Consider the following 24,390-nt stretch of genomic DNA (forward strand, 5'->3'; position numbering starts at 1 on the left):
ACGCGCTGATGACAGTGCTCTTTGTCTGCTGTCTTCGCCTTGCCTTCCGGAATACAACTGGCTGTTTACACGCACAGCTGAAAGCGCGCAAGATCCGCCGTCTCCACACTTCTTTCCGAATATCAATCCGGCGGATATGTCATACAGATCCGACAAAGATTTCGGACGCACCGTGAATGGTTCCGATTGCCTTTTGCCCGCAGGAATGCTAGAATAGGATAGATATTTTCAACATAAAGGTAGGAGGTATGAGGACATGAGCTGGTGGGTAGTGCTGATCATCGTGATTGCGATCGCCGCCGCTGTGATTGCCATCCTGTATTTTCTGGGCAAACGCGCCGAGAAGAAGCAGGCGGAACAGCAGGAGCAGATCGATGCGCAAAAGCAAAATGTCACAATGCTGGTTATTGACAAGAAGAAAGTAAAACTGAAGGACGCCGGTTTTCCGGATATTGTCCTGCAGCAGACCCCGAAAATGCTTCGCGGCCGTAAATTTCCTGTCGTAAAAGCCAGAGTCAATACCGGAAGAGGGGCTATGGTTTCTTCTTTCATCTGCGACAAGAACGTATTTGACGTCATTCCCTTGAAGAAGGAGGTCAAGGCTACGATTTCCGGCCTGTACATAACAGATGTCCGCGCAATTCGCGGCAAGCTTGATAATGCCGGCAAGAAAAAGAAAGAAAGCAAAATGGAACAGCTGCTCCGCAAGGGACGCGGCGAGGAGTAATCCTTTTGTGTCTCCTCAATTTGATCCGCATTCAGCGGCCAATAGGAAAAGAGGTCGGAATCCTGAGATTCCGGCCTCTTTCCCTTTATTTACGCGAACAGTGAGCCGCAGCCGAATGCGAAGTATTCGTGTGCGGCGAGCGTCGCGATAGCGAGATAAAACTCGCGCAGCGTGTTTTATCTCGTTGATATCCAAACTTTTGTCATATAATGATATCCAAACTTTTATCATACAAACCGTGTAAACTCAGAGCCCGATCCTGCCGCGAAGTATTTTTCCCGTTTTCCTTAATCGCCCGTCAGATGAAACTCCCCGCCGTTTCTTGACTCAATGCGAATCTCAACCTCGCAGTCAGCGGTTACATCGTCTTCCACGGTAAGCGCGTAGCCCACCCGGTAATCGATGCGGTTTTCATTTTCCTCCAACCGGAACGATGTTGCGGCGATCTGCAGATTCATCATCCCGAAAGGTGTATGATAGGACGCACATGTTCTCTTCTCCTTCTCAAAGAGCATCTCCACCTCTATCGTCCCGCTTCTGCGGACAAGAAGCCTGTCCTCTGTAAATTTCAGGACACTGTGCGTCTTTCCGGATAACCCTTCCTCAACCTCGTCAAACACGACATAATGCTGACCGTTCTTGTGGTAGTACACTCCGGGCATCATAATCTCCACCGGTTTGTTCTCATCGTCTGACCGGACATATTGAAAACCCTTTAATGAGACAATGACATTTTTATCCATTTTCTGTACCGGTTACATATGACAGATGTTGGAGGAATCAGACGGTCCCTTAATCGCCGTAAAGTTCTTCTTCGCCTTCTCCGGATCATCGAAGATCTCATCCATCGTATGCCATCCGAGGACGGCACACTTTACACGGGCAGGCATGTGTGAAATATCCTGAAGAACGCCAGCCTCCTCGAGCTCGTCTCTTTCCTCATCTGTGATTTTTCCCTTGATCATTCGAAGGAAAATGTCAGAGAGATGTCTTGCCTCATCGATGGTTTTTCCGATGATCAGATCCAGCATCATATCCGCGGAAGCCTGTGAGATGGCACAGCCATCTCCGACATACGCCCCGTCTGTAATTTTTCCGTCTTTAATCTTCAGCTTCAGGACGATATCATCCCCACAGCTCGGGTTCACCCCCTCCAGCTCATAATCCGCGTCCTCAAGCTCATGCTTGTGCGCCGGGTGAAGATTATGATCGGTCAGAATCTCATTATAAAATGTATTATTCTGCATAGCCCATTTCCTTCCTCACCGAATTCAAAGCATCGATCAGTCTGTCTGCCTCTTCCTCCGTATTGTAGAAGCAGAAGCTGGCTCTCGTGGTGGACGGGATGCCAAGGAACTTCAGAAGCGGCTGCGCGCAGTGGTGGCCTGCCCGGACATCCACATGAAGACTGTCCAGAATTGCCGCAATGTCATGAGGATGAACTCCCTCGACCTTGAAGGTGATGATGCCGTGATGGTTCTTCGGATCCTCCGACCCGAGAATTGTAATATACGGATTTTCTCTCATCCGTTCCATGGTGTATCGGGTCAGGTATTCCTCTCGCTCCATGATGCGGTCAAACCCGATCCTGTTGTAGTAATCGATCGCCGCGTGAAGGCCGACAGCGCCTCCGGCGTTTACGGTTCCTGCCTCGAACTTGTGCGGCAGCTCCGCGTAGGTCGCGCCCTCGCGGGTGACGTACTCGATCATCTCTCCTCCGAACAGGAAGGGCTGCATCTTCTCCAGAATCTCCTTCCTGCCGTACAGCACGCCGATTCCCATCGGCGCAAGCATCTTGTGACCGGAGAAGGCCAGGAAATCGACATCCAGGTCCTGCACGTCCACCGGAATGTGGGGCACGCTCTGGGCGCCGTCACATACAAACACCGCTCCCTGCTCGTGAGCGATAGACGCAAATGTCTTCACATCGTTTCTGCAGCCGAGCACATTGGAAATCTGCGTCATGCACACGAGTTTGGTCCTTGGCGTCAGAGCCTTGCGGAACATCTCCTCCGTGATGGTGCCGTCCTCTAAAGGTTCCAGATATCTCAGAACCGCACCGGTTCTTCTGGCGGCCTGCTGCCACGGAAGCATATCACTGTGATGTTCCATAACGGTGATCAGTATCTCGTCTCCAGCGCTCAGATGATCCTCCGTCCACGCATAGCCGATCAAATTCAAACTCTCCGTCGCGTTTCTGGTAAAAATAATTTCTTCCGTACTCTTCGCGTTGATGAACGAGCGGACCGCCTCCCGCGCATCCTCGTATTCCCTGGTTGCCTCTACGCTCAGTGCATACAGTCCTCTGAGCGGATTTGCGTTTGATTTCCGATAATACTCTGTAACCGCATCCAGAACAGCCTGTGGTTTCTGGGTTGTCGCCGCATTATCAAGATATGCCTCACCGGGATTCAGAAGCGGAAAATCCCTGCGGATCCGCTCATCCTCCTCCCTGCGTTCAGTCTTCGTCATCCTCCAGGCCTCCTCCCAGAAACTCATTGATGTCCTCTTTTGTCTTCTCATCCGGGATCATCCGCACCGTGGCGTCAATTCTGGCCTTGGCCATCATTTCATAGATCTCTTCCCTGTCCAGTCCTCTCGACTCGAGATAGAACATGAGGCTCTCATCCAGTCTTCCGATCGTGGCTCCGTGATTTCCAACCACGTCCTCCTCTGTACACAGGATCAGCGGTATCGTCTGGTTTCTGACGCCCTCATCCATCAGAAGAACATCCTCTTTCTCATTTCCGACCGCGCCTACAGCGCCCCGCTTGAGATCGATCGTGGCACGCAGGATCTTCGATGCCTTGTCGCGCAGAACACCGTTGACATTAATCTCGCACTCGGTCTTTCTGGCGATGTGATTTGCGAAGTAATTCATGTCGAGATGACCGTTCCCAGCGACCTGATAGGCGATATCTGTCTTCAGGCTGCTATGGTAACCGGCCAGATCGATCTGGTAGCCCTGATAGACTTCTTTTCCGGAAAGCACGAGGTGAATAACCTCAACCCTTGCGTTGTCTCCTGTTTTTCCTCCGAGATCATTGATAAAGCTGAAATTCTGACCGACCCGGACGATCTGCACCAGGCGGAGAACTGCATTCTCGCCGACAGAAAATTTTGTCTGAACCGCCGCGGCACCGGAAGCGTCCGGAGCGGCAGTATAATCCATCACAACCGTAAGCTCACTGTTCTTCTCGGCCACAAGGTTCACCGCGTTCACCCGTCTGTCGCCATCCTGATATGTATACCTCAGGCGAAGGGCCTTCCCGGCCTTAGTACCTGCCGGTGCGGTATACACCTGTACGCCCTGCGCGGATGCTTCTACTGCCTCTGTAAAAGCCTTTCCCGCTCCGGTCGGCTGCTCCGGAAACAGATTTTTCTCTGACTCACGGGTCTGTATACCCTCCGGAACCTCCGCGTCAGCCACAGCCGCGCCGGAGAATTTTGTTCCGACACTTGCCTCGTTCATATTCAGCCAGTACCAGGTAATAGCCGGCAGCCGGTTGATTTTTATATTTCCGTTTTCTCCCATATCTGCCTCCTTAACCTATACTGCCCTTCATCTCGAGACGGATCAGATTATTCATCTCAACCGCATACTCAAGAGGAAGCTCTTTGCCTACATTGTCCGCGAATCCGCTGACGATCAGCGCGCGGGCATCCTCCTCGGACAGTCCTCTGCTCATCAGATAGAACACCGCGTCATCGCTGATACGGCCGATCTTTGCCTCATGTCCGATATCTGCCTGCTGTGTCCGGATATCCATTGCCGGAATCGTATCTGATCTGGACTCGGCATCAAGCATCAGAGACTGGCAGGACACTGATGACTTACTGTTCTTCGCCTGACTGTTGACCACAACGGAGCTGCGGAAGGTGCTGATACCTCCGTCCTTCGAGATGGATCTGGTGCTGACATAGGAGGAAGTATCCGGTGCGCTGTGCACCATCTTGCATCCGGTGTCAAGATTCTGTCCCTTTCCCGCAAAGGTCACGCCTGTGAATTCCGCCCGTGCGCCTCTTCCGGCCAGAATGCTCATCGGATACAGATAGGATACGTGTGAGCCGAAGGAACCGGAAATCCATTCTACCTTTCCGCCCTCTTCAACCCGCGCACGCTTTGTGTTCAGGTTGTACATGTTCTTTGACCAGTTCTCGATCGTGGAGTAGCGAAGTGTCGAATTTTTTCCTACGTAAAGCTCGACGCAGCCCGCGTGGAGGTTCGCCACATTATACTTCGGAGCCGAGCAGCCCTCGATGAAATGAAGGTACGCATCATCATCCACGATGATCAGTGTGTGCTCGAACTGTCCCGCGCCCTTGGCGTTCAGACGGAAGTAGGACTGCAGCGGAATGTCCACATGAACCCCCTTCGGAACGTACACGAAGGATCCGCCCGACCACACGGCGCCGTGAAGAGCCGCGAATTTATGATCGGTCGGAGGTACCAGCTTCATGAAATGGCTCCGGATCATATCCGCGTATTCTCCGCGGAGCGCACTTTCAATATCCGTGTAGATGACACCCTGTGCCGCAACCTCGTCCTTTACGTTGTGATATACAAGCTCGGAATCATACTGCGCGCCCACGCCCGCAAGAGATTTTCTCTCCGCCTGCGGAATTCCGAGACGTTCAAATGTGTCCTTGATCTCATCCGGAACATCATTCCAGTCTTTTGCCATACGCTTGGAGTTCGGACGCACATAAGTGACAATGTTATCCATATCCAGGCCTTCAATGGACGGTCCCCAGTCAGGAACCTGCTTTTTGTTGTAGATATCCAGAGATTTCAGACGGAAATCCCTCATCCATTCCGGATCATTTTTTTCTTTTGAAATCTCAAGGATAATATCCGGAGTCAGGCCTTCCTCAATTCGGAACTCATCTTTTTCCTCATTTCGGAAGTCGTACATACTCCGGTCTATATCCTCGACGTATGTCTTTTCCTTTGCCATATGATCTCCTTATGCCTCTCCGTTTTCTTCCTTAATGAACCGCTCAAATCCGTTCTCATTGATCTCATCTACGAGTGACGCGTCGCCGTTCTCAACGATCGTGCCGTCTACGAGGACATGTGTGGCATCCACATGAAGCGACTCCAGGATACGAGTGCTGTGTGTGATGATGATCAGCGATCCGTCTCTGTTCTTCTGATACTCCTCAACTCCCTTGGATACGGTGCGCACCGCGTCGACATCCAGACCGGAATCGGTTTCATCAAGGATCGCAAGAGAAGGATTCAGCATGAGCAGCTGAAGAATCTCTGCCTTTTTCTTCTCGCCGCCGGAGAAGCCAACGTTCAGATCACGCTCCGCGTAGGAGTGGTCCATCTGCAGAACATCCATTGCCGCCGCAATCTTCTTGCGGAAATCCCAGAGACGGATTCTCTCGCCTGTCCGGTTCTCCAACGCGTTGCGGATAAAGTTCGAAAGAGAAATTCCGGGAACCTCCAGAGGGTTCTGAAAGGACATGAACAAGCCGTCCTTTGCTCTCTGATTCACCGGCTCATCCAGAATGCTCTTGCCGTTAAAAATAATATCGCCGCTCTTGACGATGTAATTCGGATTGCCCATCAGCGCATTTCCGAGTGTGGATTTGCCCGCTCCGTTCGGTCCCATCAGAACGTGGGTCTCTCCCTTTCTCACCTCAAGGTTTAATCCCTTCAGGATATCCTTGTCCTCTACACTGACTGACAGGTCCTTCACCTGTAATAAAATATCTGCCATAACATCCTCCTGATATCACTGTCCGTAAAACATTCCTGCGATCTGCTTTGATCGCAAACTGTACAGGCCGCGAATTTCTCTGTGATACGCACTCGCGCGGCACGCGGCACATAGCATCGCATACCGTGTGAATCCTCCATCTCCTCGCTTTTTCACGGTTCCTGTAAAATAAACCCTAGTAAAATGCTACACTTTTCAGTCGCTTCATTATATAACACTGTATTTTCAATTGCAAGCGGCATTCTGCAAAACCGGGAAGGATTCCAGTTGCTTTATCAGCACTTCCAAAACGCAGACTGGACCGCCGCAAGCGCGGAAGAGACTGAGGACGTCTCTCCACTGCGTTTTCCATTCGCATATAATCGTCACATCCGAAGCGCGCGCAAGAGACTCTGATGCAGAATAAGACGCAATCCGCAGCCTATAAAGTATGTGACGCTGTTTACCGTCTCAGAGAAGCGGCGCGACGAACCGGAGAAGCGCGCGCACAGACCGCTGCAAAATCGTCTGCGCACCCTTCCGGTATCGATCCGTCACCTCTTCGGATTCCAGCAGCATTTTCTCAAAATCCGCCTTGATCTCCCCGACAATGCTGGTGCGGTGGAACAGAACCCCATCCTCGAAATGAAGATACAGGCTCCGGTAGTCCAGGTTGATCGTCCCGACCGTGGCCGACCGGTCATCGACGATACTCATCTTTGCGTGACAGAAGCCCGGCGTATACTCGTAAATCCGAACACCTCCGCGGACCAGTCCCGAATAGTAGGACCTTGTCTCCTGGTAGACCAGTTTCTTGTCCGGGATCCCCGGGGTGATGATTCTCACGTCAACCCCTCTCTTCGCGGCGCCCACCATCTCCCGACGCATTTCGTCCGTAATAATCAGATACGGTGTCACGAAATACGCGTAGTTCTTGGCCGACCTGAGCATATTCATATAGACCTCTTCGCCGGTCGGCTCATCGTCGAGAGGGCTGTCCGCATAGGGCTGCACATAGCCGTCGCTCCCGATTCCTCCGGGGATCTCCGGCAGATATTTCTTCACATCACAATCCGGGTCGGTGTGACTGAGCAGATCCCACATTTCCAGAAAGATCAGAGAAAAACTGCGCACAGCAGCGCCTTCCAGACGAATTCCGGTATCCTTCCAGAAGCCATACGGCTTTGTTATATGGAAATATTCATTCGCCATATTGTAGCCGCCGGTATAGGCAATTTCCCCGTCGATCACCATGATTTTCCTGTGATCCCTGTTGTTGATGAAGATATTGAGCAGCGGGAGCACAGGGTTGAACCGAATGCAGTGGATGCCCGCCTCTTCCATTTTCCGGTTAAATTTCCGGTTCAGAAAAGCAATGCTTCCGATATCATCGTAGATCATACGGATCTCCACGCCCTCCGCAGCTTTTTTCTTCAGAATCCGAAACACTCTTTCAAAAGCGCCCTGCTCTTCAATCGCGAAATATTCCATGAAAATATGATGCTGCGCATTCTCCAGATCATGAAGCTGTGACTCAAAGGCTTCCGCCGCATCCGGGAAAAACTTCACCCGCGTGTTCTGGTACACCGGAAAACCACAGGTCTTCCACAGATAATTGGAGGCTCCGGCAGCTCTCTGATCCTCTTTTTCCAGTGCCTCCAGCGTTTTTCGGCTCTGCTTCAGCTTTCGGAACAGCTCATGATCGATTTCCTCAAACTCACGCCGCATGCGCCGGGTGGAATTTTTTCTTCCCATGATCGCGTAAAAGACAATCCCCGCCATCGGGAAAGCCATGACAACCATCATCCAGAACATCCGGTACGACGCGTTCATGTGCCGCGCAAAAATTGTGAGCGTCAGAATCATGGCTCCGAAGGTAATCGTCGTGGAAAGCCAGGGCAGCCTGGCCTCCAGACTGGTGATCATTGTAAAAATCCACGCGAACTGCATCACAATCAGGATCACAAAGAAAAACACCCGCACAATACTTGTCTTTGTCCAGCTCTTCTGCTCGACTCTCATCTTCTCACTCAAATTGACCCTCCTGTTCTGCCCGCGGATATTTTTTGTCTGATCTTCTCCGGAATAATCTGATGCACGAAGCAGATTCCGAGTCCGGACACGGCAAGGTACCGCAGATGCGGCGCCCATCCGTCCGCGATCGCAAGGTAGAGCTCGTGCTCCTCCCGGTCCTCGCTTTCCACCTCTACTGCCCCGTAGCAGATCACATGATGATCCCCGTAGCAGGGATGATTCCGCAGCTGGAGATACAGAATCCGCCCCTCCTTCGCCCACTCCATGAAAAGGCCTTTCCGATATGGGACACACGGCAGGACAGAGCATACCAGGTGATACTTTCTCAGGCAGACCCGGATATAAAGCCCCGTCAGAGCATCACTGGTTCCTCCGAAATGATGAAAAAGATCCATGTTATGATAGATCAGCGTTTTTTCACCGATTCCGCTCACCCGAAGGAACACATCCTCCGGCAGAAGAGACTGCCCGCAATTCTGCCAGTTCTGCCCGGAATCCGTATATCTCCCCTTCACTCTTTCAGTATTTTCCCGATTTTTTCCACATAGAGACCATTTATCCAGTGTCAGAATCAGATTTGTAATCGCCACAGGGCCGCAGTGTCTCTGATACCCTTTTCCCAGGGAACTGAACTGCGAGGTCACGCATACACCAGAAACCGATTCCCACGGTACTGCCTTTTGCACAACGTGAAATTTCTTCTGATACACGGATTCCGCGTGACGGACCGGGTCATCAATCACCTCCGTATTTTTCTTCTCAAATCGCATATTGTCCTCACATTTCTTCAGTTTTTGTAACGAGTTACTATCTATTTTATAACTTCAGACACCTAAAAACAATCCGGTTGCGGGGGATGAGGATTTGCTGTCGTACACCTTACGTTCGCAGAATACAATTCTCACTATTTTTAGATATTTTTCTTACTTTCCGAAAATAATTAATGCGTTGGCGGATATGTCATGATATACTGATGATACAGCTGAAGCCGCCATTTCGTAAGAACGCGGGCAGAGACTTCGACAGCCGCCTGCGCGGGCTTTACCTGCACCACAATATTGTATAAACCCGGCTGCCGCGCTGCATATAAGCAGCCCTGCAGTCATCCATGAAAGGAGTATTTCATATGGCAGTTATCTGGATTATTCTGGCGATTCTCGTTATCTGGCTTATCGCGGCGAACATTCGGATTGTTCCGCAGGCAGAGGCATACGTCATTGAACACCTCGGAAAGTTCAAGACAATCTGGAATGCGGGTCTTCATCTGAAAATGCCTATCGTTGAAAAAATCGCCAAAAAAGTATCCCTGAAGGAACAGGTACTGGACTTTCCGCCGCAGCCAGTCATTACCAAGGACAACGTCACCATGATGATCGACTCGGTTGTCTTCTGTTATGTATTTGATCCGAAGCTCTACACCTACGGAATTGAAAATCCGATCTCCGGTCTGCAGAACCTCTCCGCAACGACGCTGCGAAACATCATTGGCGACATGGAACTGGATCAGACGCTCACCTCCCGCGAGACAATCAACGGAAGAATGCAGGCGATTCTCGACGAGGCGACCGATCCCTGGGGCATCAAGGTCACCCGCGTGGAAATCAAGAATATCCAGCCCCCGAAGGAGATCGAAGAGGTCATGACGAAGCAGATGAGGGCAGAACGCGAGCGCCGTCAGACGGTTCTGGAGGCACAGGCGCATCAGGAAGCCGTTGTAAGCCGGGCAGAGGGCGACAAGAAGGCGAAGATTCTGGCCGCTGAAGCGGAACGTGACGCTCAGATCGCTCTGGCCGAGGGACGCGCCAAATCCATCAAGCTCGTCTATGAGGCGGAGGCTGCAGGTATCAGTGATCTGAACAGGGCAGGCATCAGTGAGAGTGTCCTGAAGCTGAAGGGAATCGAAGCCCTCAAAGACGTCTCCGACGGCAGAGCCACCAAGATCTACATGCCTTCTGACATTGCGAATGTCATTTCCTCCCTCGGCGTAGCCGGGGAGGCACTGGGAATCGGTGATACGACACCCATCAACCGGAACCCGAAGCCTAAGCCCGCTGTTCCGAAGGACCCCTGCATCACGAACGAAACCGGCCGGGGCGGACGGGAAGCGGCAGCCGCTTCCGCCGCGATCAATTCTTCTGTTGTCTCTGAAGATCAACGCTCTGACAACACTGAAATATAAAGCACCGTCCCCATCGAGATAAAACACGCTGCGCGAGTTTTATCTCGCTATCGCGACGCTCGCCGAACACGAATACTTCGCATTCGGCTGCGGCTCACTGTTCGCGTAAATAAAAGACCGCCACACCAACTGCAATACAGCCGGTGTGGCGGTCTCTCATATCTGCGTCAGAAAATCACTTGTTATTCTTTTCGTGCGCAAGCTCGTCATTCAGAATATCCAGCATATCATACACATCCAGTCCGTGGGTCATGCATGCCTCTTCAAGTGTCTCCATTTCAGAGACACCGCAGCCGATGCAGTGAAGACCGCAGCTGAGCATTACCGGCACCAGAGAAGGATATGCCTGCACAATATCGCCGACAATCATATCCGCACGGATCAGCTGATCAGAGCCTCCAAGCATGGAGTCAATATCCTGCTGAACGGTGCCGATTCCGGAAATGCCGAAATACTTCACCAGCACGTTTGCGACATTCGGAGAAAGGAACGCGGGGAGCGTCGGTCCCAGATGAATGTGCTTTACATCCAGGTAAAGAAGAGCAAGCAGTACGATTACCGCCTTCTGCTCATACCATGCGATGTTGTAGACAATCGGAAGCTGATTCAGATTGTCGTATCCGAACACCTCTTTCAGCTTGAGCGCAATCTGAACCAGGGAGTACGAATCGTTGCACTGTCCAGCATCCAGTACCCTCGGGATCCCGTTGATCTCTCCGAGATCAAGCTTGTTGTATCTGTACTTCGCGCAGCCCGCTGTCAGAATCACCGTATCCTTCGGCAGCGCCTTCGCGAAATCCGTGTAGTAACTTCTGGTCTTCGCGCGGCCGTCGCAGCCAGCCATCACGATAAACTTCTGGATCGCTCCGCTCTTTACCGCGTCCACTACCTTGTCCGCAAGCGCAAATACCTGATTATGCGCGAAGCCTCCTACGATTTCTCCGGTTTCGATCTCCGTCGGTGAAGGCAGTTTCTTAGCCATCTCGATGATTGCGGAAAAATCCTTGTGTCCGTTCTCATCCGAGTCGATGTGAACACAGCCCGGATAGCCGGCATTGCCGGTTGTGAACAGACGATCCTTGTAAGAATCCTTCGGCGGAACCAGGCAGTTCGTGGTCAGAAGAACCGGACCATTGAAGCTCTCGAACTCTTCCTTCTGCTTCCACCATGCGTTTCCGTAGTTGCCGGCAAAATTCTCATATTTCTTGAACGCCGGGTAGTAATGCGCCGGAAGCATTTCGCCGTGTGTGTATACGTCCACGCCGGTTCCCTGTGTCTGCTCCAGAAGCATCTCCAGATCTTTCAGATCATGACCGGAAATCAGAATCGCCGGGTTACTGCGAACGCCGATATTCACCTTTGTAATCTCCGGATTGCCGTATGTCTCCGTGTTGGCGCGATCCAGCAGATCCATGCCGCGAACGCCATATCGTCCGGTCTCCATCACAAGTGCGAGAAGGGTTCCACCAGTGAGCGTATCATCCATGGTCTGTGCCAGCGCCCTCTGTATGAACATATCGATCTCGGTATCTTCCTTTCCAAGTGCGTTCGCGTGACTCACATAAGCGGCAAGCCCCTTCACTCCGTAGGTAATCAGTTCGCGGAAGCTGCGGATATCCTCATCCTTTGTGGCAAGAACTCCGACACCAGCGGCCTTTGCCGCAAACTCCTCGCGAGACCCTCTCCACAGAGACGCCTCCGGCAGAGCATCCTTCTTGCTCACCTTAGCCAGAAGTTCATCTTCTTTCCTCAGCGTCGCTTCAATTCTGGAGATGATGTCCTCCTTGTCGAAATCCGCATTCGTGATCGTTGCGAAAAGGTTTGACGTCACCATGTGGTTCACGTCCGCCGTGACCTCTGTCTTTTCTCTGCGAAGCTGTGTGGCAATCGCAGACAGTCCCTTCGTCACATAGATCAGCAGATCCTGCATCGCGGCAAGATCCGGCTTCTTGCCACACATTCCTACTCTTGTACAGCCCGTTCCGCCCATCGTCTCCTGGCACTGATAACAGAACATCGCATTATTTGTATCCATCATTATACCTCCTGGGATTAACTTCAACATCAGAATGAGTTCAGTATAACAGAAAAATACAATTTTGCCGTAACAAATCTTACAAAATTTAATTTCTTTCCTGTTTCCGGTTGCACTTCACGCTGATACCGTCCACACAAAGCCCGATCCCATATACCCTGTCTCTTAAAATACCGGTCATCATTCACGCCGATACCGTCCATCCGCAGCTGCCGGGGACGGTTATACCCGCAGCTGCCGGGAACGGTTGGAAGTTGTATTGTTGCGCCGACAGTGGTACAATTCAGTTATAAAAATTCTGTAACTGAAGCCGGGAAAGGAAAACCTTTAAAGCAGAGGATGAGCGTCAAATTGAGAAAGAATCCCTTATATAAAAGCTTCGGATATGCCTTCCAGGGCATCTGGGCCTGCATCCGCAGAGAGCGCAACATCAAGATTCATCTGGGTTTTATGACGCTTGTCATCATTGCCGGCTGCGTCCTGCACATCAGCATGACTGAATGGATGATCTGCATGATTCTCTTCGCGCAGGTGCTGAGCCTGGAAATTGTCAATACCGCCATCGAAGCCTGTATCGATCTGGTATCCCCGGAGAGACAGCCGCTGGCAAAGCTTGCAAAGGATGCTGCAGCCGGAGCGGTTCTGATATCGGCGATTTTTGCCGCAATCATCGGGCTTCTCATCTTTGTCCCGAAGGTATTTTGATCCTGCGGGTCTGAAAGTCGGAAGCAGCCCAAACCTATATCGTATTTTGCTCCTTATGAAATTCAGGAATAAAATATACAGCAATCTTCAATCAGATAAATGCACAAAAGGAGGAATCATTATGAGTGACGACTTAAAACTGACCGATACTTTCCGTAAAATTTTTCTCGCGGGTGTGGGAGCTGTAGCTCTCGGCGCGGAGAAATCAAAGGCGGCCATCGACAGCCTCGTCGAAAAGGGAGAGCTTACCGTTGAGCAGGGGAAGGTTCTGAATCAGGAGCTCAAGCACAAGGTGGATGATGCCGTCGCTGACGCAAAGGCAAAGGCGAAGGAGAAGACCGCGGCAAAAGCCGATTCCAGTCAGCCGTCAGCCGCTCCAAAGGGAGACGACTTCTCCGAAATGCTCAACAGCCTGACTCCCGAACAGCTTGCCGCTCTGAAGGAGCAGCTTGCCGCGAAGGATACCGCTGCAGAGGAAACTCCGGACGACTGAGCCTGCCATCCGGACAGTATGTGGCACGCCTTATCGTATGAGGTTTACTGAAAAGTCCAGTCGCAATGTTCTTGGCCCACGGGGAGCTTGCTCACCAGTGGGCAAGAACATTAGCGACGACAACAGGTATGAGCACGAAGTGACGCGTAAGCGGACAATACTGCCTGCTTTCCTCCTCCGTCACGGCATGCTGACACACCTGTGGTGTCCCTGCGGACCACAGATCTTTACAGAGAAGGTGAGAATTTGTCATGAATCATGCAGAAGAGAACGTGAACAACAAGAATACCGTTCCGGAAAAACCTGAAAAAAAGCCTGACAGCTCCTCCCGTCTGAAGGAGATCACACAGATTCTCCTCGAAAACAAGGTCTTCCGCGGCGTCACCCCGGAGAAGCTTCGGATTGTCATCGAGGAACTTGGCCCTACCTATATCAAGCTCGGACAGATTATGTCCCTTCACTCCGATATTCTGCCCAAGGAATACTGCACAGAGCTGATGAAGCTCAATTCTGAAGTGACGCCCATGCCCTTCTCCGACGTCATCTCCGTTATCGAGACCTCCTACGGTGACAGATGGTCCGAGATCTTCGAGAGCATCGACCCTGTCTCTCTTGGCTCCGCGTCCATCGCCCAGGTACACCGCGCGCGTCTGAAAACCGGTGAGAACGTTATCATCAAGGTGCAGCGGAAGGGCATATACGACACCATGTCCCGGGATATCCGGCTTCTCCACCGGGCAGTAAGATTACTGCCTTCCATCGGCGGGCTTAAAAATGTCGTGGATCTCAGTCAGGTTCTCGATGAACTTTGGTCGGTTGCACAGGAGGAAATGAACTTCCTGAAAGAGGCAGACAACATGGAAGAGTTTGCCCGATGCAACAGTGACGTCGCATTCGTCGACGTACCGACGCTATACCGCAGGTACACAACCTCACATGTTCTCGTCATGGAATACATTGACGGATTTTCCATCACGGATACAGAAGCCCTTCAGAAAAACGGCTATGATCTTCACGAAATCGGAGCGAAGCTGGTCGACAACTACATCAAGCAGGTCATTAACGACGGGTTCTTCCATGCGGACCCGCACCCGGGGAATCTGCGAATCAGGGATGGAAAGATCATCTGGATCGACATGGGAATGATGGGACGCCTCAATGAGCGAGAACGCGGTCTGCTCACAGAGGCAGTGAAAGGAATTGCCGATCATGACGTGTCACGCGTGGAGAACGCGGTACTGTCGCTGGCGGATTTCCGAAAGGGAAAGCCCGACAGAGAACAGCTGTACCAGGATCTGCGTGATATCCTTCAGCGCTACGGCGACACGGACATCGCCGGAATAGACATTGCAGATTTCTTCATGGATGTCATGGACGCCATGAAGAAAAACAGAATTACGATGCCGCACGGTCTCACCATGCTGGCAAGAGGACTGACCCATATGGAAGGTGACCTGGCAGAGATCAGTCCGGACATCAATATGGCGGAAATCGCCTCTCAGCGAATCCAGGCCTCCTATCTGAAAAGCTTTGACTGGAAAGAAGCTCTCAGTCACAGCGGGCAGGACCTTTTCTACGCCGCCAGAGACTCCGCGAAGCTTCCCTCCCTGATGAGCCGCATCATGAAGGAATACCTGAACGGACAGAGCCGTGTCAATCTGGAGCTGAAAACCTCGAAAAATCTTGCGTGGCTGATGCGGAAGCTCGTCCAGAACATCGTCATCGGCATGTGGGTGGTCGCACTACTGATCTCATCCAGCATTCTCTGTCTCACGGATATGCACCCGAAGATACTTGGAATGCCTCTTCTCGGTTTTCTCGGATATTCCGCTGCGGGCGTCATCGTACTCTTTCTCGTGATCCGGCACTTCGCGACAAAGCCAAAATAACATTGAATAATGTAAAGATGCCAGGACATAAGATCTTACAGACTTCGCGGCAAAGCCAAAGGAACACCGGATAATTCAGCGCACCATGATCAGAGTGCCTTCTTTTTCTCCTCTGCGAGAAGCTTCATCTCTCTTGCGTTATCCCGCACCGCGCGGGTGATCTCTGCTCCTCCCAGGATACGTGCCAGCTCCTCCACAGACTCCTCGCTGTTGAGTTCACGGATCCTGGAGATCGTGGACGCATTCTCCACACTTTTGGCGATCTCGAAATGATGGTCCGCCATCGCCGCAATCTGCGCCAGGTGCGTGATGCAGATCACCTGATGATTTCTTCCGATCCTCGCCATCTTCTCCGACACCTTTTGTGCCGTCCTTCCGCTGATTCCGGTGTCAATCTCATCGAAGATCAGCGTCTCTGTATCATCCTTGTCCGCCAGAAGCGTCTTGATGGCAAGCATAATTCTCGAAAGCTCACCTCCGGAAACGACAGATGCCAGCGGCTTAACCGGCTCACCCGGATTGGTCGAGATCAGGAATTCAATCGCGTCATACCCTTTTCTGCTGTAATTTGCGGTTCTGGCAAAACGAATCTCAAATTCTACCGAGAGGAAATTCAGCTCCTTGAGTCCATCCCGGATTCCTGCGGAGAGGTCCGCGGCTGCCCTCTTTCTTTCCTCCGACAGCACCCGGCAGTCCCGCTCCAGGGTCTTCTCGAGTTCTTCCTTCTTTTGTAAAAGTTCCTGCTTCTGCCGGTCGAAGTTTTCCATTTTCTCCAGCTTTTTTTTCTGCTGTTTCTGATATTCCAGAACGTCCGCCGTCGTTTTTCCGTACTTCGCCTTCAGACCGTTAATCAGATCCAGCCTTTTCTCCGTTTCGAAGAACTCCTCCTCGGAAAAGGTAAACTCCGACAGATAATCCGAGATCTCCCGGTTAAAATCATTCAGCAGATTATCAATGTCCCCGATGCTCGCGGCAAATCCCGAGAGCGCCTCGTCATATCCGGCCACCTGCGACAGCTCCCGTACCGCACGTCCGGTCATGTCTCCGGCGCCATCCTCGTACCCGGTCAGACGGTGTACCTCGCCCAATGACTCCGCGATCTTCTTGCTGTTCGACATCAGCCGGTATTTTTTCTCAAGCTCCTCTTCCTCGCCGGGAACCAGAGCGGCATCCTCAATCTCGCTGATCTCATACTTCAGAAAAGAAAGCTCACGTTCTCTCTCTTTCTCATCAATCTCATACTCCTTCAGCTCCTCGCATACCGCGCGCCACGCCTGATACGAGTCCTCCACCCGTTCGAGAGGCAGGGCAAGAATATCCTGCCCATACTCATCCAGAATTTCCAGCTGGTTGTCCGGGTACAGAAGCTTCTGATGCTCATGCTGCCCGTGAATGTCCAGAAGAAGGCTGGAAATCTTCCGGATCCTCGCAGCGGTTGTTACTTCTCCGTTCAGGCGGCAGATACTTCTGCCGTCCGTGATTTTCCGTGTAATGATCAGCTGCCCCTCTTCGGTATCCACATCCATATCCTGAAGGCGCTGCAGAATCGTCGGATTCTCAATCTGAAAAACAAGCTCCACAAGACAGGCTCCCGCCCCCTTGCGCAGCATTTCCTTCTGCATCTTGTGGCCGAGGGCCAGATTAATGGAACCGATCAGGATAGATTTTCCGGCTCCCGTCTCACCGGTAAGAATATTCAGACCCGGGCCGAAGGCAACCTCCGCCTCATCGATCAGCGCCAGATTCCTGACATGAAGCTCTGCTAGCATTCTCCTCTTCCTCCTGTTTACTGCTGAGGTCACGAAAAACGATATTTTCCTTCGGGACTCAGAATTTTTCCAGTAATTTCTGAAACTTGTCTTTCACACACATGGCTTCGTCAACGCTCCTCGTGGCACAGAAAATGGTATTGTCTCCCGCGATACATCCGACGATTTCCTCCCAGCTCATCTCGTCTATGACGGCCGCTGCTGCCATAGCCATTCCGGAGCCCGTGTGAACCACCAGCAGGTTTCCCGCCACGTCGATCGCCGTGACCGCATCCCGAAGCATACGCACGTATCGCCCGGCGGTATCCTTCGCCTGATTCTGAAGAAGCGTATACCGCAGATGGCCATTTTCTCCGACAGCCTTCGTGAGCTTCATATCCCGGATATCTCTCGAGACGGTTGCCTGCGTCACATCGAAGCCGTTCTCCTGCAGCCTTCTGGCGAGTTCCTCCTGTGTATCAATCTCATATTCATGGATCAGTCTTAATATCTCCGTCTGTCTCTCAAGCTTCACCTGAATCCTCCATCCGTAAAACGTTTACGGTGCCAGCGCGCCGCCCGTTCGTACAGCTTCCGTTCTTCTCCTCTCCGCGCCGAAGCTGCCCGCTCCAGCGCGCATCCGCACGCTTTATACCGTTCCCGCAGTTTTTCATCCTCAGATGTTACTCATTTTTCGTCTCAGTGTTCCGAGAAAGCTGTCGTTATGTATCTTCGTGATCTTCACATCCCTGTCGGCGCGGACAATTACGACACTGTCTCCGGTTACCATCGGCGCTTTCCGGTCGCCGTCGAAGTAAGCCATCGCATGCTCGATGGTATTGTCCCTTCCGGGGCCGAGCCTTACCGTGATTCTGTTTTCTTCCGGAAGGATAATGCTTCTGGTGTTCAGGGTATGAGCGGCAATCGGAGTCATCAGAAACAGATGGGCCTCCGGCGAAATCAGCGGACCGCCCACAGACAGGCTGTACCCGGTCGATCCGGTCGGAGTGGAAATGATCATGCCGTCTGCGCGATAGGAATTCAGAAATGCGTCATTCACATAGTTTGTAATTGAAATCACATGCATGGAATTCTCCCGTCCGATCACGATGTCATTCAATGCACTTTCTTCACTGATCAGTTTTCCCTCATGATAAACTCTCCCTCGCAGCATCATGCGGGATTCGACCTGGTATCTGCCCTCAAGCAGAGCATCCAACGCCGGGAAGATAGAATTCCGATCTATTTCCGTCAGGTATCCCAGCGTTCCCAGATTCACCCCGAGAAGCGGAATCTGTCTGTCCACCACGTCGTCCGCAGCCCGGATCAGAGTTCCGTCACCCCCGAGCACGATGATACCGTCGGTATCCTCCGGTATATCCTCCGGCTCTGTGCTGCGGCGCCCATCCTCCGGGGCTGCGCTGTCAATGTGAACCGCAGCCTTCCCGCCACGGTTCTCTATATATCTCACAATCGAATCCGTGATACTCCGATCCGGATCCTTGGCAAGGTTCGTGATGATAAAAAAATTCTTCATAGCTGTCATGCGCATCATTTCTCCGCTTTCCTGTCAAGGGCGCTGTGCGCGGCTTCCACGGTCTCACGAATCATTTCCTCCGTAATCCGGCTGCTGCCGCTTCCATCGGAATATTTTCTCAGGTATACCAGATACTCGATATTACCCTCCGGGCCCTTGATCGGGGAATAATCAATCTTCTCCGGCCAGAGCGCAATACCGGAGGCAAAGGAAACAATCATCCGGATCACATCCTCATGCACCGCAGGATCGCGGACGACGCCCTTTTTCCCGACCTTTTCACGTCCCGCCTCAAACTGCGGCTTGATCAGGCACGCAAGCTCTCCCTCCGGCTCCATCAGCGCCTTTACAGCCGGAAGAACCTTTGTCAGCGAGATAAAGGAAACATCCACGGAAACGAACGAAGGCCGCTCCCGGATATCATCCGCCGTCACATAGCGGATGTTTGTCTTCTCCATGACAACAACCCTCGGGTCCTCACGAAGCTTCCAGTCCAGCTGTCCCCGTCCCACGTCCACCGAATATACCTTGACCGCTCCGTTCTGAAGCATACAGTCCGTAAAACCTCCGGTGGACGCGCCTACATCCATGCAGACTCTGCCCGAGAGATCCAGACCAAAGCTCTTCACCGCCTTGTCCAGCTTCAGCCCGCCACGGCTCACGAACGGAAAAAGATCCCGTCCCTTCAGCGTGATCTCCGCTGTCTCCGCAAACGTCATTCCGGCCTTGTCCTCCCTCTGCCCGTCCACAAAGATCTCACCGGCCATGATCAGCACCTTTGCCTTTTCCCGCGAGGGAGCAAGTCCCCTCTCTGTCACCAGTATATCCAGGCGTTTCTTCGCCACGCTTCTTCCTCCCCTCGTCTCCGGTTTCTCCGCTGCCCGATGGCAGCAGGACCACAAAGGCCATACCTTACGAACAATAACCAGACTCATACAACCTGCGCGCTGTGCAGCTATTGGGCCGCATAAGCCTCACCTTGCGAACAGTAACCAGCCCGTCCCTTACAGGATTTCACAGATTCTCTGATAAACCGTCTCCGCGTCGATGCCGGCCGTCCGCATCTGTGAATCTCTGCCGGCGTGATGGATGTAGGTATCCGGAATGGCAATGATCTCTACATGCACCGGATGTTCCTCCGGCAGGCTCTTCATCTCATCGAGAACCTGTTCCCCGAATCCTCCGCATCTGACATTTTCTTCCATCGTCACGAAAAGATCATGGTCACAGGCAAGCTCCCGCAGAAGCTCCCGGTCAAGCGGCTTTACAAAGCGCATATTTACAACTGTCGGGTTCCATCCGTCCGCCTCAAGACGCTGCGCAGCCTCCACAGCCTCGGCCACCATGGAGCCCACGGCAAGAAGCGCGATTTTCTTTCCCTTCCGCAGGATCTCTCCCTTGCCCAGAACAATCTCCTCACGGCATTCCATCAGGCCGCTGTACGCTGCGCCTTTCGGATACCGGATGGCAACCGGTCCATCAAATGCCACGGCGAACTTCATCATATCGGAAAGCTCCCACTTGTTCTTTGGAGCCATCACGGTCATCCCCGGAAGCATGGTCAGATAGGAAAGATCGAATACTCCCTGATGTGTTTTTCCGTCCGCACCGACGAGTCCGCCTCTGTCAATCGCAAAGATCACATGCAGGTTCTGCATGCAGACATCATTCATTATCTGATCAAATCCTCTCTGAAGAAAAGAGGAGTACACCGCAAAAACGGGAATGAGCCCTCCGAGAGCCAGGCCCGCAGAAAACGTGACCCCGTGCTCCTCGGCGATTCCCACATCGAAGAACCGGTCTGGAAAACGATTCGCAAAGCGCTTCAGCCCTGTTCCCTCCTTCATCGCCGCGGTGACCGCCACGACATCCGGATTCCGTTCTCCCATCTTGACCATAACGGTAGAAAAAATATCCGTCCAGGTTACGGCCCCTCTGCTCTCCGGAATTCCGGTTGCAACGTCGAACGCGCCGGTCCCGTGAAATCTGGACGGATGCCGGACAGCCGGGGCATAGCCATGTCCCTTCTCGGTCTTCACATGCACGATCACCGGGCCGTTAATCCGCTTTGCGTCCTCAAAGAGACGAATCATCGCGGATATATTGTGACCGTCCACCGGTCCGAGATAGGTAAGTCCCATGTTCTCGAAAAGCATTCCCGGAATGACGAGCTGCTTGATGCTGTTCTTCGTCTTCCGGATCCGCTCGATTACTTCATCGCCGCCATGAAGCTTCTCAAGCTTTCCGGCCACCTGTTCTTTCAGATCCGTATACGCGTGAGACGTCCGGAGCGTTGCCAGATAGTCATGCATTCCTCCGACATTTCCGGAAATTGACATGTTGTTGTCATTTAGAACAATGATAAAATTCGTCTTCATCTGCGCGGCATTATCAAGCGCCTCATAAGCCATGCCACCGGTCAGCGCACCGTCACCGATCACAGATACAACCGTGTACTGCTGTCTTCGCAGATCCCTCGCCCTGGCGTAGCCGAGCGCGGCGGAAATGGAATTCGAGCTGTGTCCCGCGTCCCACGAATCACAGCTGCTCTCCTCCCGTCTCGGAAAGCCGGAAAGTCCGCCCTCCTGCCGCAGCGTTGAAAAGCGATCCATGCGCCCGGTCAGAATCTTATGCGTGTAGGACTGGTGTCCGACATCCCATAGGATCTTATCCTTCGGAAGGTTGAGCACATAATGCAGGGCAATCGTCAGCTCAATCGCTCCCAGATTCGACGCAAGATGCCCGCCGGTTCTGCTGACGGATGAAATCATGAACTGACGGATTTCATCCGCAAGCTCCGGGAGCCGGTTCGCCGGAATTTTCTTCACATCATTCGGTTTCTTGATTTTTTCCAGCATAGCCATCCCCCTCAATCTCTCTTCTGACATCTGTCCGACAGAATCAATTGGCAGTCATAGCATCCGGCTCTGTCTGACATCTGCTCTATCATCTGCTTCTGGAAGCCATGCGGACGAGAAGCTCCCGGAGGAATTCCCTGTCACCCGGCATACGGTCAAGAAGTTTCACCGCGACATCGGTCAGTTCCCTTACGGTCCTTTGTGCGCCGTCCACGCCCTGAAGCGTGACGTATGTCGTCTTGTCATTCTTCGTATCGGAACCTGCCGGTTTACCCAGCTCCTCCGTAGTACTGGTCACATCCAGAATATCATCCTGAATCTGGAACGCCAGACCGATCCGTCTTCCGATCTCCCTCATCGATTCGGTCTCGTCCTTGCCTGCTCCGGCGAGAACCGCCCCGATCATCAGCGGAGCCTCCAGCAGCGCGCCCGTCTTGTGGAGATAAATATAATCCAGCGTCTCCTTCGACAGCGCGCAGGTGCCGTTTTTGTCATTCTCTACGTCCACGCTCTGGCCGCCAAGCATACCGTACAGACCGGTTTCCCGCGCCAGAATTCCAAGTGCTTCCACAACAGACTGTGCATCCTCCGTCTGCCGGAAAGCCTGAAGAGCTGTCTCGTAGGCATAATTCAGCAAGGCATCCCCCGCCAGAATTCCAATTGCCTCTCCAAACACCGCGTGTGTCGTCTTTCTGCCCCGGCGAAGCTCATCATTGTCGACGGCAGGAAGGTCATCATGCACGAGAGAATGCGTGTGGATCATTTCAATGGCAGCCATGAACGGCTCCACGACCGTTTTCCTGCCGCCGAACATCCGATAGCTTTCCATCATCAGAATCGGACGGATCCGTTTGCCCCCGGACCGGATACTGTAGTTCATCGCCTCCGCCAGCTTCCCCGGAACTGCGTCCTCCGCCGGAAGGTAACGCTCAAGAACAGCATCCGCCCGATCCCGGCGTTTTTTTAATTCCTCGTCAAAATTCACTTAATTCACCATCTTCGCTTATCTGAAGCATTTTTTTCTCAACGGTATCAATTTTCTCCCGACTGGATTTCAGAAGATCCATTCCCTCCTTGTAAACCGCGAAGGACTCCTCCAGCGGAATCTCCCGATCCTCCAGTTTCGCGATCAGCTCGTCCAGTCTTTGAAAGGATTCTTCAAGAGTCAGTTCCTTCTTCTCAGCAGATTCCATTCAGATCTCCCTCCTTCTCTTCCTCGTGTCTGTGACGTTGCTGCGAATGACTCCGTCTGTGACCGAAAGCAACAGCTCGTCTCCCGGCCTGACCTGATCTACGGAAAAAATATTCCTGCCGCTTTCATCCTCAGCATACGAATAACCCTGATTCAGCTTCCGAATCGGAGACAGTCCATCCAGCTGCCGGATCAGCAGCTCCAGGCGATGTCTTCGCTCCGCAGTGATCTGCGCAGAACGCTCCCGCAGCAGATGGAGCTGATCATTCCACCGTCTCTTAGTCTCAATGAGAATCCGCTCCTGTCGCTCCGCCAGACGGTCCTCCAGGTCGGCGAGACGCTGTTTTTTCTCCCGCAGCTGATTGGCCGGACTCAGATACCGAACCTTTGCCCGGTCTGCCTCCAGCCGGTCGCGCGCAGCGGAAATGCTCCTCTCCATACCGGTGAGCATCCTGCCTCGGTACATTTCCATCCTGTGGAGAATCTCCCGTACATCAGCCACCGCAAGCTCTGCGGCAGCAGAAGGTGTCGGGGCGCGGAGATCCGCTACATAATCCGTGATTGTGGTATCTGTCTCATGACCGACAGCGGAGATGATCGGTGTCTGACAGTCAAAGACTGCCCGCGCGACCTCTCTCTCATTGAAAGCCCACAGATCCTCAATGGATCCGCCGCCACGTCCGACGATGATACAGTCCACCCCGAGCCGGTCCAGTGTCTCGATTCCCCGCACAATGCTCGGAACCGCATCCTCGCCCTGTACGAGAGCAGGATACAGAATCAGCTGAATATACGGATTTCTGCGGAGCGATATATTCCGGATGTCCTGTATGGCAGCACCGGTCGGCGCTGTTACAATCCCGAGCGTGCGGACGTACTTCGGGATCGGACGCTTGTATTCCGGCGCAAACATCCCCATATCCTCCAGTTCCTGCTTCAGCTTCAGAAACTGCTCGTAGAGAAGTCCGGCTCCCTCCAGCTCAATCTTCTTGGCGTAGAGCTGATATTTTCCATCTCTCGTATAGACCTCAACCGGCCCTGTCACAACGACGCGGTCTCCATCCTTCATCAGAAATCCCAGACCGCCCCTCCGGTCGCCCGAAAACATAACACACGATATGGCGGACTGCGCGTCCTTCAGTGTAAAATAAATATGGCCGGAGCGGTGATATTTGCAGTTGCTGATCTCACCCTTCACCGATATCATGCGCAGCGCAAAATCCTGCGCAAACATATTCCGGATGTATGCATTCACCTGTCCGACCGAATATATATTATGATTCAA

The 24,390-nt window shown here is 52.6% G+C and carries 22 protein-coding genes; 5 read left to right on the plus strand and 17 right to left on the minus strand.

Annotated features, from left to right (window positions below):
* Positions 1 to 256 precede the first annotated feature (256 nt).
* Positions 257 to 727, plus strand: a complete 471-nt coding sequence (locus tag ACTNDI_RS00885) for a hypothetical protein (protein ID WP_441098868.1) — start codon at positions 257 to 259, stop codon at positions 725 to 727.
* A gap of 287 nt (positions 728 to 1,014) precedes the next feature.
* On the opposite strand, the gene ACTNDI_RS00890 is transcribed toward ACTNDI_RS00885, so the two are convergent.
* The 8 genes from ACTNDI_RS00890 to ACTNDI_RS00925 form a co-directional block, all read right to left on the minus strand.
* Complete coding sequence (locus ACTNDI_RS00890) at positions 1,015 to 1,470, minus strand: DUF1934 domain-containing protein (protein ID WP_441098869.1); 456 nt, start codon at positions 1,468 to 1,470, stop codon at positions 1,015 to 1,017.
* Between the two features lie 12 nt (positions 1,471 to 1,482).
* Positions 1,483 to 1,974 carry a Fe-S cluster assembly sulfur transfer protein SufU gene (gene sufU / locus ACTNDI_RS00895; RefSeq protein WP_441098870.1) on the minus strand — a complete coding sequence of 164 codons (492 nt, stop codon included), beginning with the start codon at positions 1,972 to 1,974 and terminating at the stop codon, positions 1,483 to 1,485.
* Positions 1,964 to 3,199 (minus strand): aminotransferase class V-fold PLP-dependent enzyme, encoded by a 1,236-nt coding sequence (locus ACTNDI_RS00900; protein WP_441098871.1) that lies wholly within the window; start codon positions 3,197 to 3,199, stop codon positions 1,964 to 1,966. The genes sufU and ACTNDI_RS00900 overlap by 11 nt, the downstream gene beginning before the upstream one ends.
* A complete protein-coding gene (locus tag ACTNDI_RS00905) occupies positions 3,186 to 4,262 on the minus strand; it encodes a SufB/SufD family protein (RefSeq protein ID WP_441098872.1) in 1,077 nt (358 codons plus the stop codon). The genes ACTNDI_RS00900 and ACTNDI_RS00905 overlap by 14 nt, the downstream gene beginning before the upstream one ends.
* 10 nt (positions 4,263 to 4,272) lie before the next feature.
* Positions 4,273 to 5,685: a Fe-S cluster assembly protein SufB gene (gene sufB, locus ACTNDI_RS00910; protein ID WP_441098873.1), complete on the minus strand. Its 1,413-nt coding sequence runs from the start codon at positions 5,683 to 5,685 to the stop codon at positions 4,273 to 4,275.
* Between the two features lie 9 nt (positions 5,686 to 5,694).
* Positions 5,695 to 6,456 (minus strand): Fe-S cluster assembly ATPase SufC, encoded by a 762-nt coding sequence (sufC, locus tag ACTNDI_RS00915; protein WP_441098874.1) that lies wholly within the window; start codon positions 6,454 to 6,456, stop codon positions 5,695 to 5,697.
* A 450-nt stretch (positions 6,457 to 6,906) separates the two neighbouring features.
* Entirely contained in the window at positions 6,907 to 8,469 is a 1,563-nt protein-coding gene (gene cls / locus ACTNDI_RS00920; protein WP_441098875.1) for a cardiolipin synthase, read from the minus strand.
* The gene (locus ACTNDI_RS00925) at positions 8,466 to 9,239 is read right to left on the minus strand and encodes a hypothetical protein (RefSeq protein ID WP_441098876.1); all 774 of its coding nucleotides are present in this window, start codon (positions 9,237 to 9,239) and stop codon (positions 8,466 to 8,468) included. The genes cls and ACTNDI_RS00925 overlap by 4 nt, the downstream gene beginning before the upstream one ends.
* A 356-nt stretch (positions 9,240 to 9,595) precedes the next feature.
* On the opposite strand from ACTNDI_RS00925, the gene ACTNDI_RS00930 reads away from it, so the two are divergent.
* Positions 9,596 to 10,648, plus strand: a complete 1,053-nt coding sequence (locus tag ACTNDI_RS00930) for an SPFH domain-containing protein (protein ID WP_441098877.1) — start codon at positions 9,596 to 9,598, stop codon at positions 10,646 to 10,648.
* A 175-nt stretch (positions 10,649 to 10,823) separates the two neighbouring features.
* Here ACTNDI_RS00930 and hcp read toward each other — a convergent pair whose 3' ends face one another.
* Positions 10,824 to 12,686, minus strand: a complete 1,863-nt coding sequence (gene hcp / locus ACTNDI_RS00935; protein ID WP_441098878.1) for a hydroxylamine reductase — start codon at positions 12,684 to 12,686, stop codon at positions 10,824 to 10,826.
* A 336-nt stretch (positions 12,687 to 13,022) separates the two neighbouring features.
* Between hcp and ACTNDI_RS00940 the strand changes: the two genes are divergently transcribed.
* The 3 genes from ACTNDI_RS00940 to ACTNDI_RS00950 all read left to right on the plus strand — a co-directional run bounded on the left by ACTNDI_RS00940 (position 13,023) and on the right by ACTNDI_RS00950 (position 15,770).
* Positions 13,023 to 13,388, plus strand: a complete 366-nt coding sequence (locus ACTNDI_RS00940; RefSeq protein ID WP_441098879.1) for a diacylglycerol kinase family protein — start codon at positions 13,023 to 13,025, stop codon at positions 13,386 to 13,388.
* Between the two features lie 121 nt (positions 13,389 to 13,509).
* Positions 13,510 to 13,881 (plus strand): phasin family protein, encoded by a 372-nt coding sequence (locus ACTNDI_RS00945; protein ID WP_441098880.1) that lies wholly within the window; start codon positions 13,510 to 13,512, stop codon positions 13,879 to 13,881.
* A 251-nt stretch (positions 13,882 to 14,132) separates the two neighbouring features.
* The gene (locus ACTNDI_RS00950; protein WP_441098881.1) at positions 14,133 to 15,770 is read left to right on the plus strand and encodes an ABC1 kinase family protein; all 1,638 of its coding nucleotides are present in this window, start codon (positions 14,133 to 14,135) and stop codon (positions 15,768 to 15,770) included.
* An 89-nt stretch (positions 15,771 to 15,859) separates the two neighbouring features.
* Here ACTNDI_RS00950 and recN read toward each other — a convergent pair whose 3' ends face one another.
* From recN to xseA, 8 genes are all read right to left on the minus strand, one after another.
* Complete coding sequence (recN, locus tag ACTNDI_RS00955) at positions 15,860 to 17,539, minus strand: DNA repair protein RecN (RefSeq protein WP_441098882.1); 1,680 nt, start codon at positions 17,537 to 17,539, stop codon at positions 15,860 to 15,862.
* 58 nt (positions 17,540 to 17,597) lie between these two features.
* The gene (gene argR / locus ACTNDI_RS00960; protein ID WP_441098883.1) at positions 17,598 to 18,053 is read right to left on the minus strand and encodes an arginine repressor; all 456 of its coding nucleotides are present in this window, start codon (positions 18,051 to 18,053) and stop codon (positions 17,598 to 17,600) included.
* Between the two features lie 141 nt (positions 18,054 to 18,194).
* Complete coding sequence (locus ACTNDI_RS00965) at positions 18,195 to 19,064, minus strand: NAD(+)/NADH kinase (RefSeq protein ID WP_441098884.1); 870 nt, start codon at positions 19,062 to 19,064, stop codon at positions 18,195 to 18,197.
* 5 nt (positions 19,065 to 19,069) lie between these two features.
* Entirely contained in the window at positions 19,070 to 19,900 is an 831-nt protein-coding gene (locus ACTNDI_RS00970) for a TlyA family RNA methyltransferase (RefSeq protein ID WP_441098930.1), read from the minus strand.
* Between the two features lie 159 nt (positions 19,901 to 20,059).
* The gene (gene dxs, locus ACTNDI_RS00975) at positions 20,060 to 21,913 is read right to left on the minus strand and encodes a 1-deoxy-D-xylulose-5-phosphate synthase (protein WP_441098885.1); all 1,854 of its coding nucleotides are present in this window, start codon (positions 21,911 to 21,913) and stop codon (positions 20,060 to 20,062) included.
* Positions 21,914 to 22,001: 88 nt separating this feature from the next.
* A complete protein-coding gene (locus ACTNDI_RS00980) occupies positions 22,002 to 22,898 on the minus strand; it encodes a polyprenyl synthetase family protein (protein WP_441098886.1) in 897 nt (298 codons plus the stop codon).
* Positions 22,888 to 23,106 (minus strand): exodeoxyribonuclease VII small subunit, encoded by a 219-nt coding sequence (xseB, locus tag ACTNDI_RS00985; RefSeq protein ID WP_441098887.1) that lies wholly within the window; start codon positions 23,104 to 23,106, stop codon positions 22,888 to 22,890. Before xseB ends, ACTNDI_RS00980 begins: the two co-directional genes overlap by 11 nt.
* Positions 23,107 to 24,390, minus strand: coding sequence for an exodeoxyribonuclease VII large subunit (gene xseA / locus ACTNDI_RS00990; RefSeq protein ID WP_441098888.1), 1,284 nt, complete (start codon positions 24,388 to 24,390; stop codon positions 23,107 to 23,109).

Origin of the sequence: Bilifractor sp. HCP3S3_D3, from assembly GCF_052063915.1 — a bacterium.
Taxonomy (GTDB): domain Bacteria; phylum Bacillota; class Clostridia; order Lachnospirales; family Lachnospiraceae; genus Bilifractor.

Excerpts from the sequence above, each read along its gene's own strand:
- ACTNDI_RS00885 (WP_441098868.1), top strand. The coding sequence starts at position 257 with ATGAGCTGGTGGGTAGTGCTGATCATCGTGATTGCGATCGCCGCCGCT.
- ACTNDI_RS00890 (WP_441098869.1), bottom strand. The coding sequence starts at position 1,470 with ATGGATAAAAATGTCATTGTCTCATTAAAGGGTTTTCAATATGTCCGG.
- sufU (WP_441098870.1), bottom strand. The coding sequence starts at position 1,974 with ATGCAGAATAATACATTTTATAATGAGATTCTGACCGATCATAATCTT.
- ACTNDI_RS00900 (WP_441098871.1), bottom strand. The coding sequence starts at position 3,199 with ATGACGAAGACTGAACGCAGGGAGGAGGATGAGCGGATCCGCAGGGAT.
- ACTNDI_RS00905 (WP_441098872.1), bottom strand. The coding sequence starts at position 4,262 with ATGGGAGAAAACGGAAATATAAAAATCAACCGGCTGCCGGCTATTACC.
- sufB (WP_441098873.1), bottom strand. The coding sequence starts at position 5,685 with ATGGCAAAGGAAAAGACATACGTCGAGGATATAGACCGGAGTATGTAC.
- sufC (WP_441098874.1), bottom strand. The coding sequence starts at position 6,456 with ATGGCAGATATTTTATTACAGGTGAAGGACCTGTCAGTCAGTGTAGAG.
- ACTNDI_RS00925 (WP_441098876.1), bottom strand. The coding sequence starts at position 9,239 with ATGCGATTTGAGAAGAAAAATACGGAGGTGATTGATGACCCGGTCCGT.
- ACTNDI_RS00930 (WP_441098877.1), top strand. The coding sequence starts at position 9,596 with ATGGCAGTTATCTGGATTATTCTGGCGATTCTCGTTATCTGGCTTATC.
- hcp (WP_441098878.1), bottom strand. The coding sequence starts at position 12,686 with ATGATGGATACAAATAATGCGATGTTCTGTTATCAGTGCCAGGAGACG.
- ACTNDI_RS00940 (WP_441098879.1), top strand. The coding sequence starts at position 13,023 with ATGAGCGTCAAATTGAGAAAGAATCCCTTATATAAAAGCTTCGGATAT.
- ACTNDI_RS00945 (WP_441098880.1), top strand. The coding sequence starts at position 13,510 with ATGAGTGACGACTTAAAACTGACCGATACTTTCCGTAAAATTTTTCTC.
- ACTNDI_RS00950 (WP_441098881.1), top strand. The coding sequence starts at position 14,133 with ATGAATCATGCAGAAGAGAACGTGAACAACAAGAATACCGTTCCGGAA.
- recN (WP_441098882.1), bottom strand. The coding sequence starts at position 17,539 with ATGCTAGCAGAGCTTCATGTCAGGAATCTGGCGCTGATCGATGAGGCG.
- ACTNDI_RS00965 (WP_441098884.1), bottom strand. The coding sequence starts at position 19,064 with ATGACAGCTATGAAGAATTTTTTTATCATCACGAACCTTGCCAAGGAT.
- dxs (WP_441098885.1), bottom strand. The coding sequence starts at position 21,913 with ATGCTGGAAAAAATCAAGAAACCGAATGATGTGAAGAAAATTCCGGCG.
- xseB (WP_441098887.1), bottom strand. The coding sequence starts at position 23,106 with ATGGAATCTGCTGAGAAGAAGGAACTGACTCTTGAAGAATCCTTTCAA.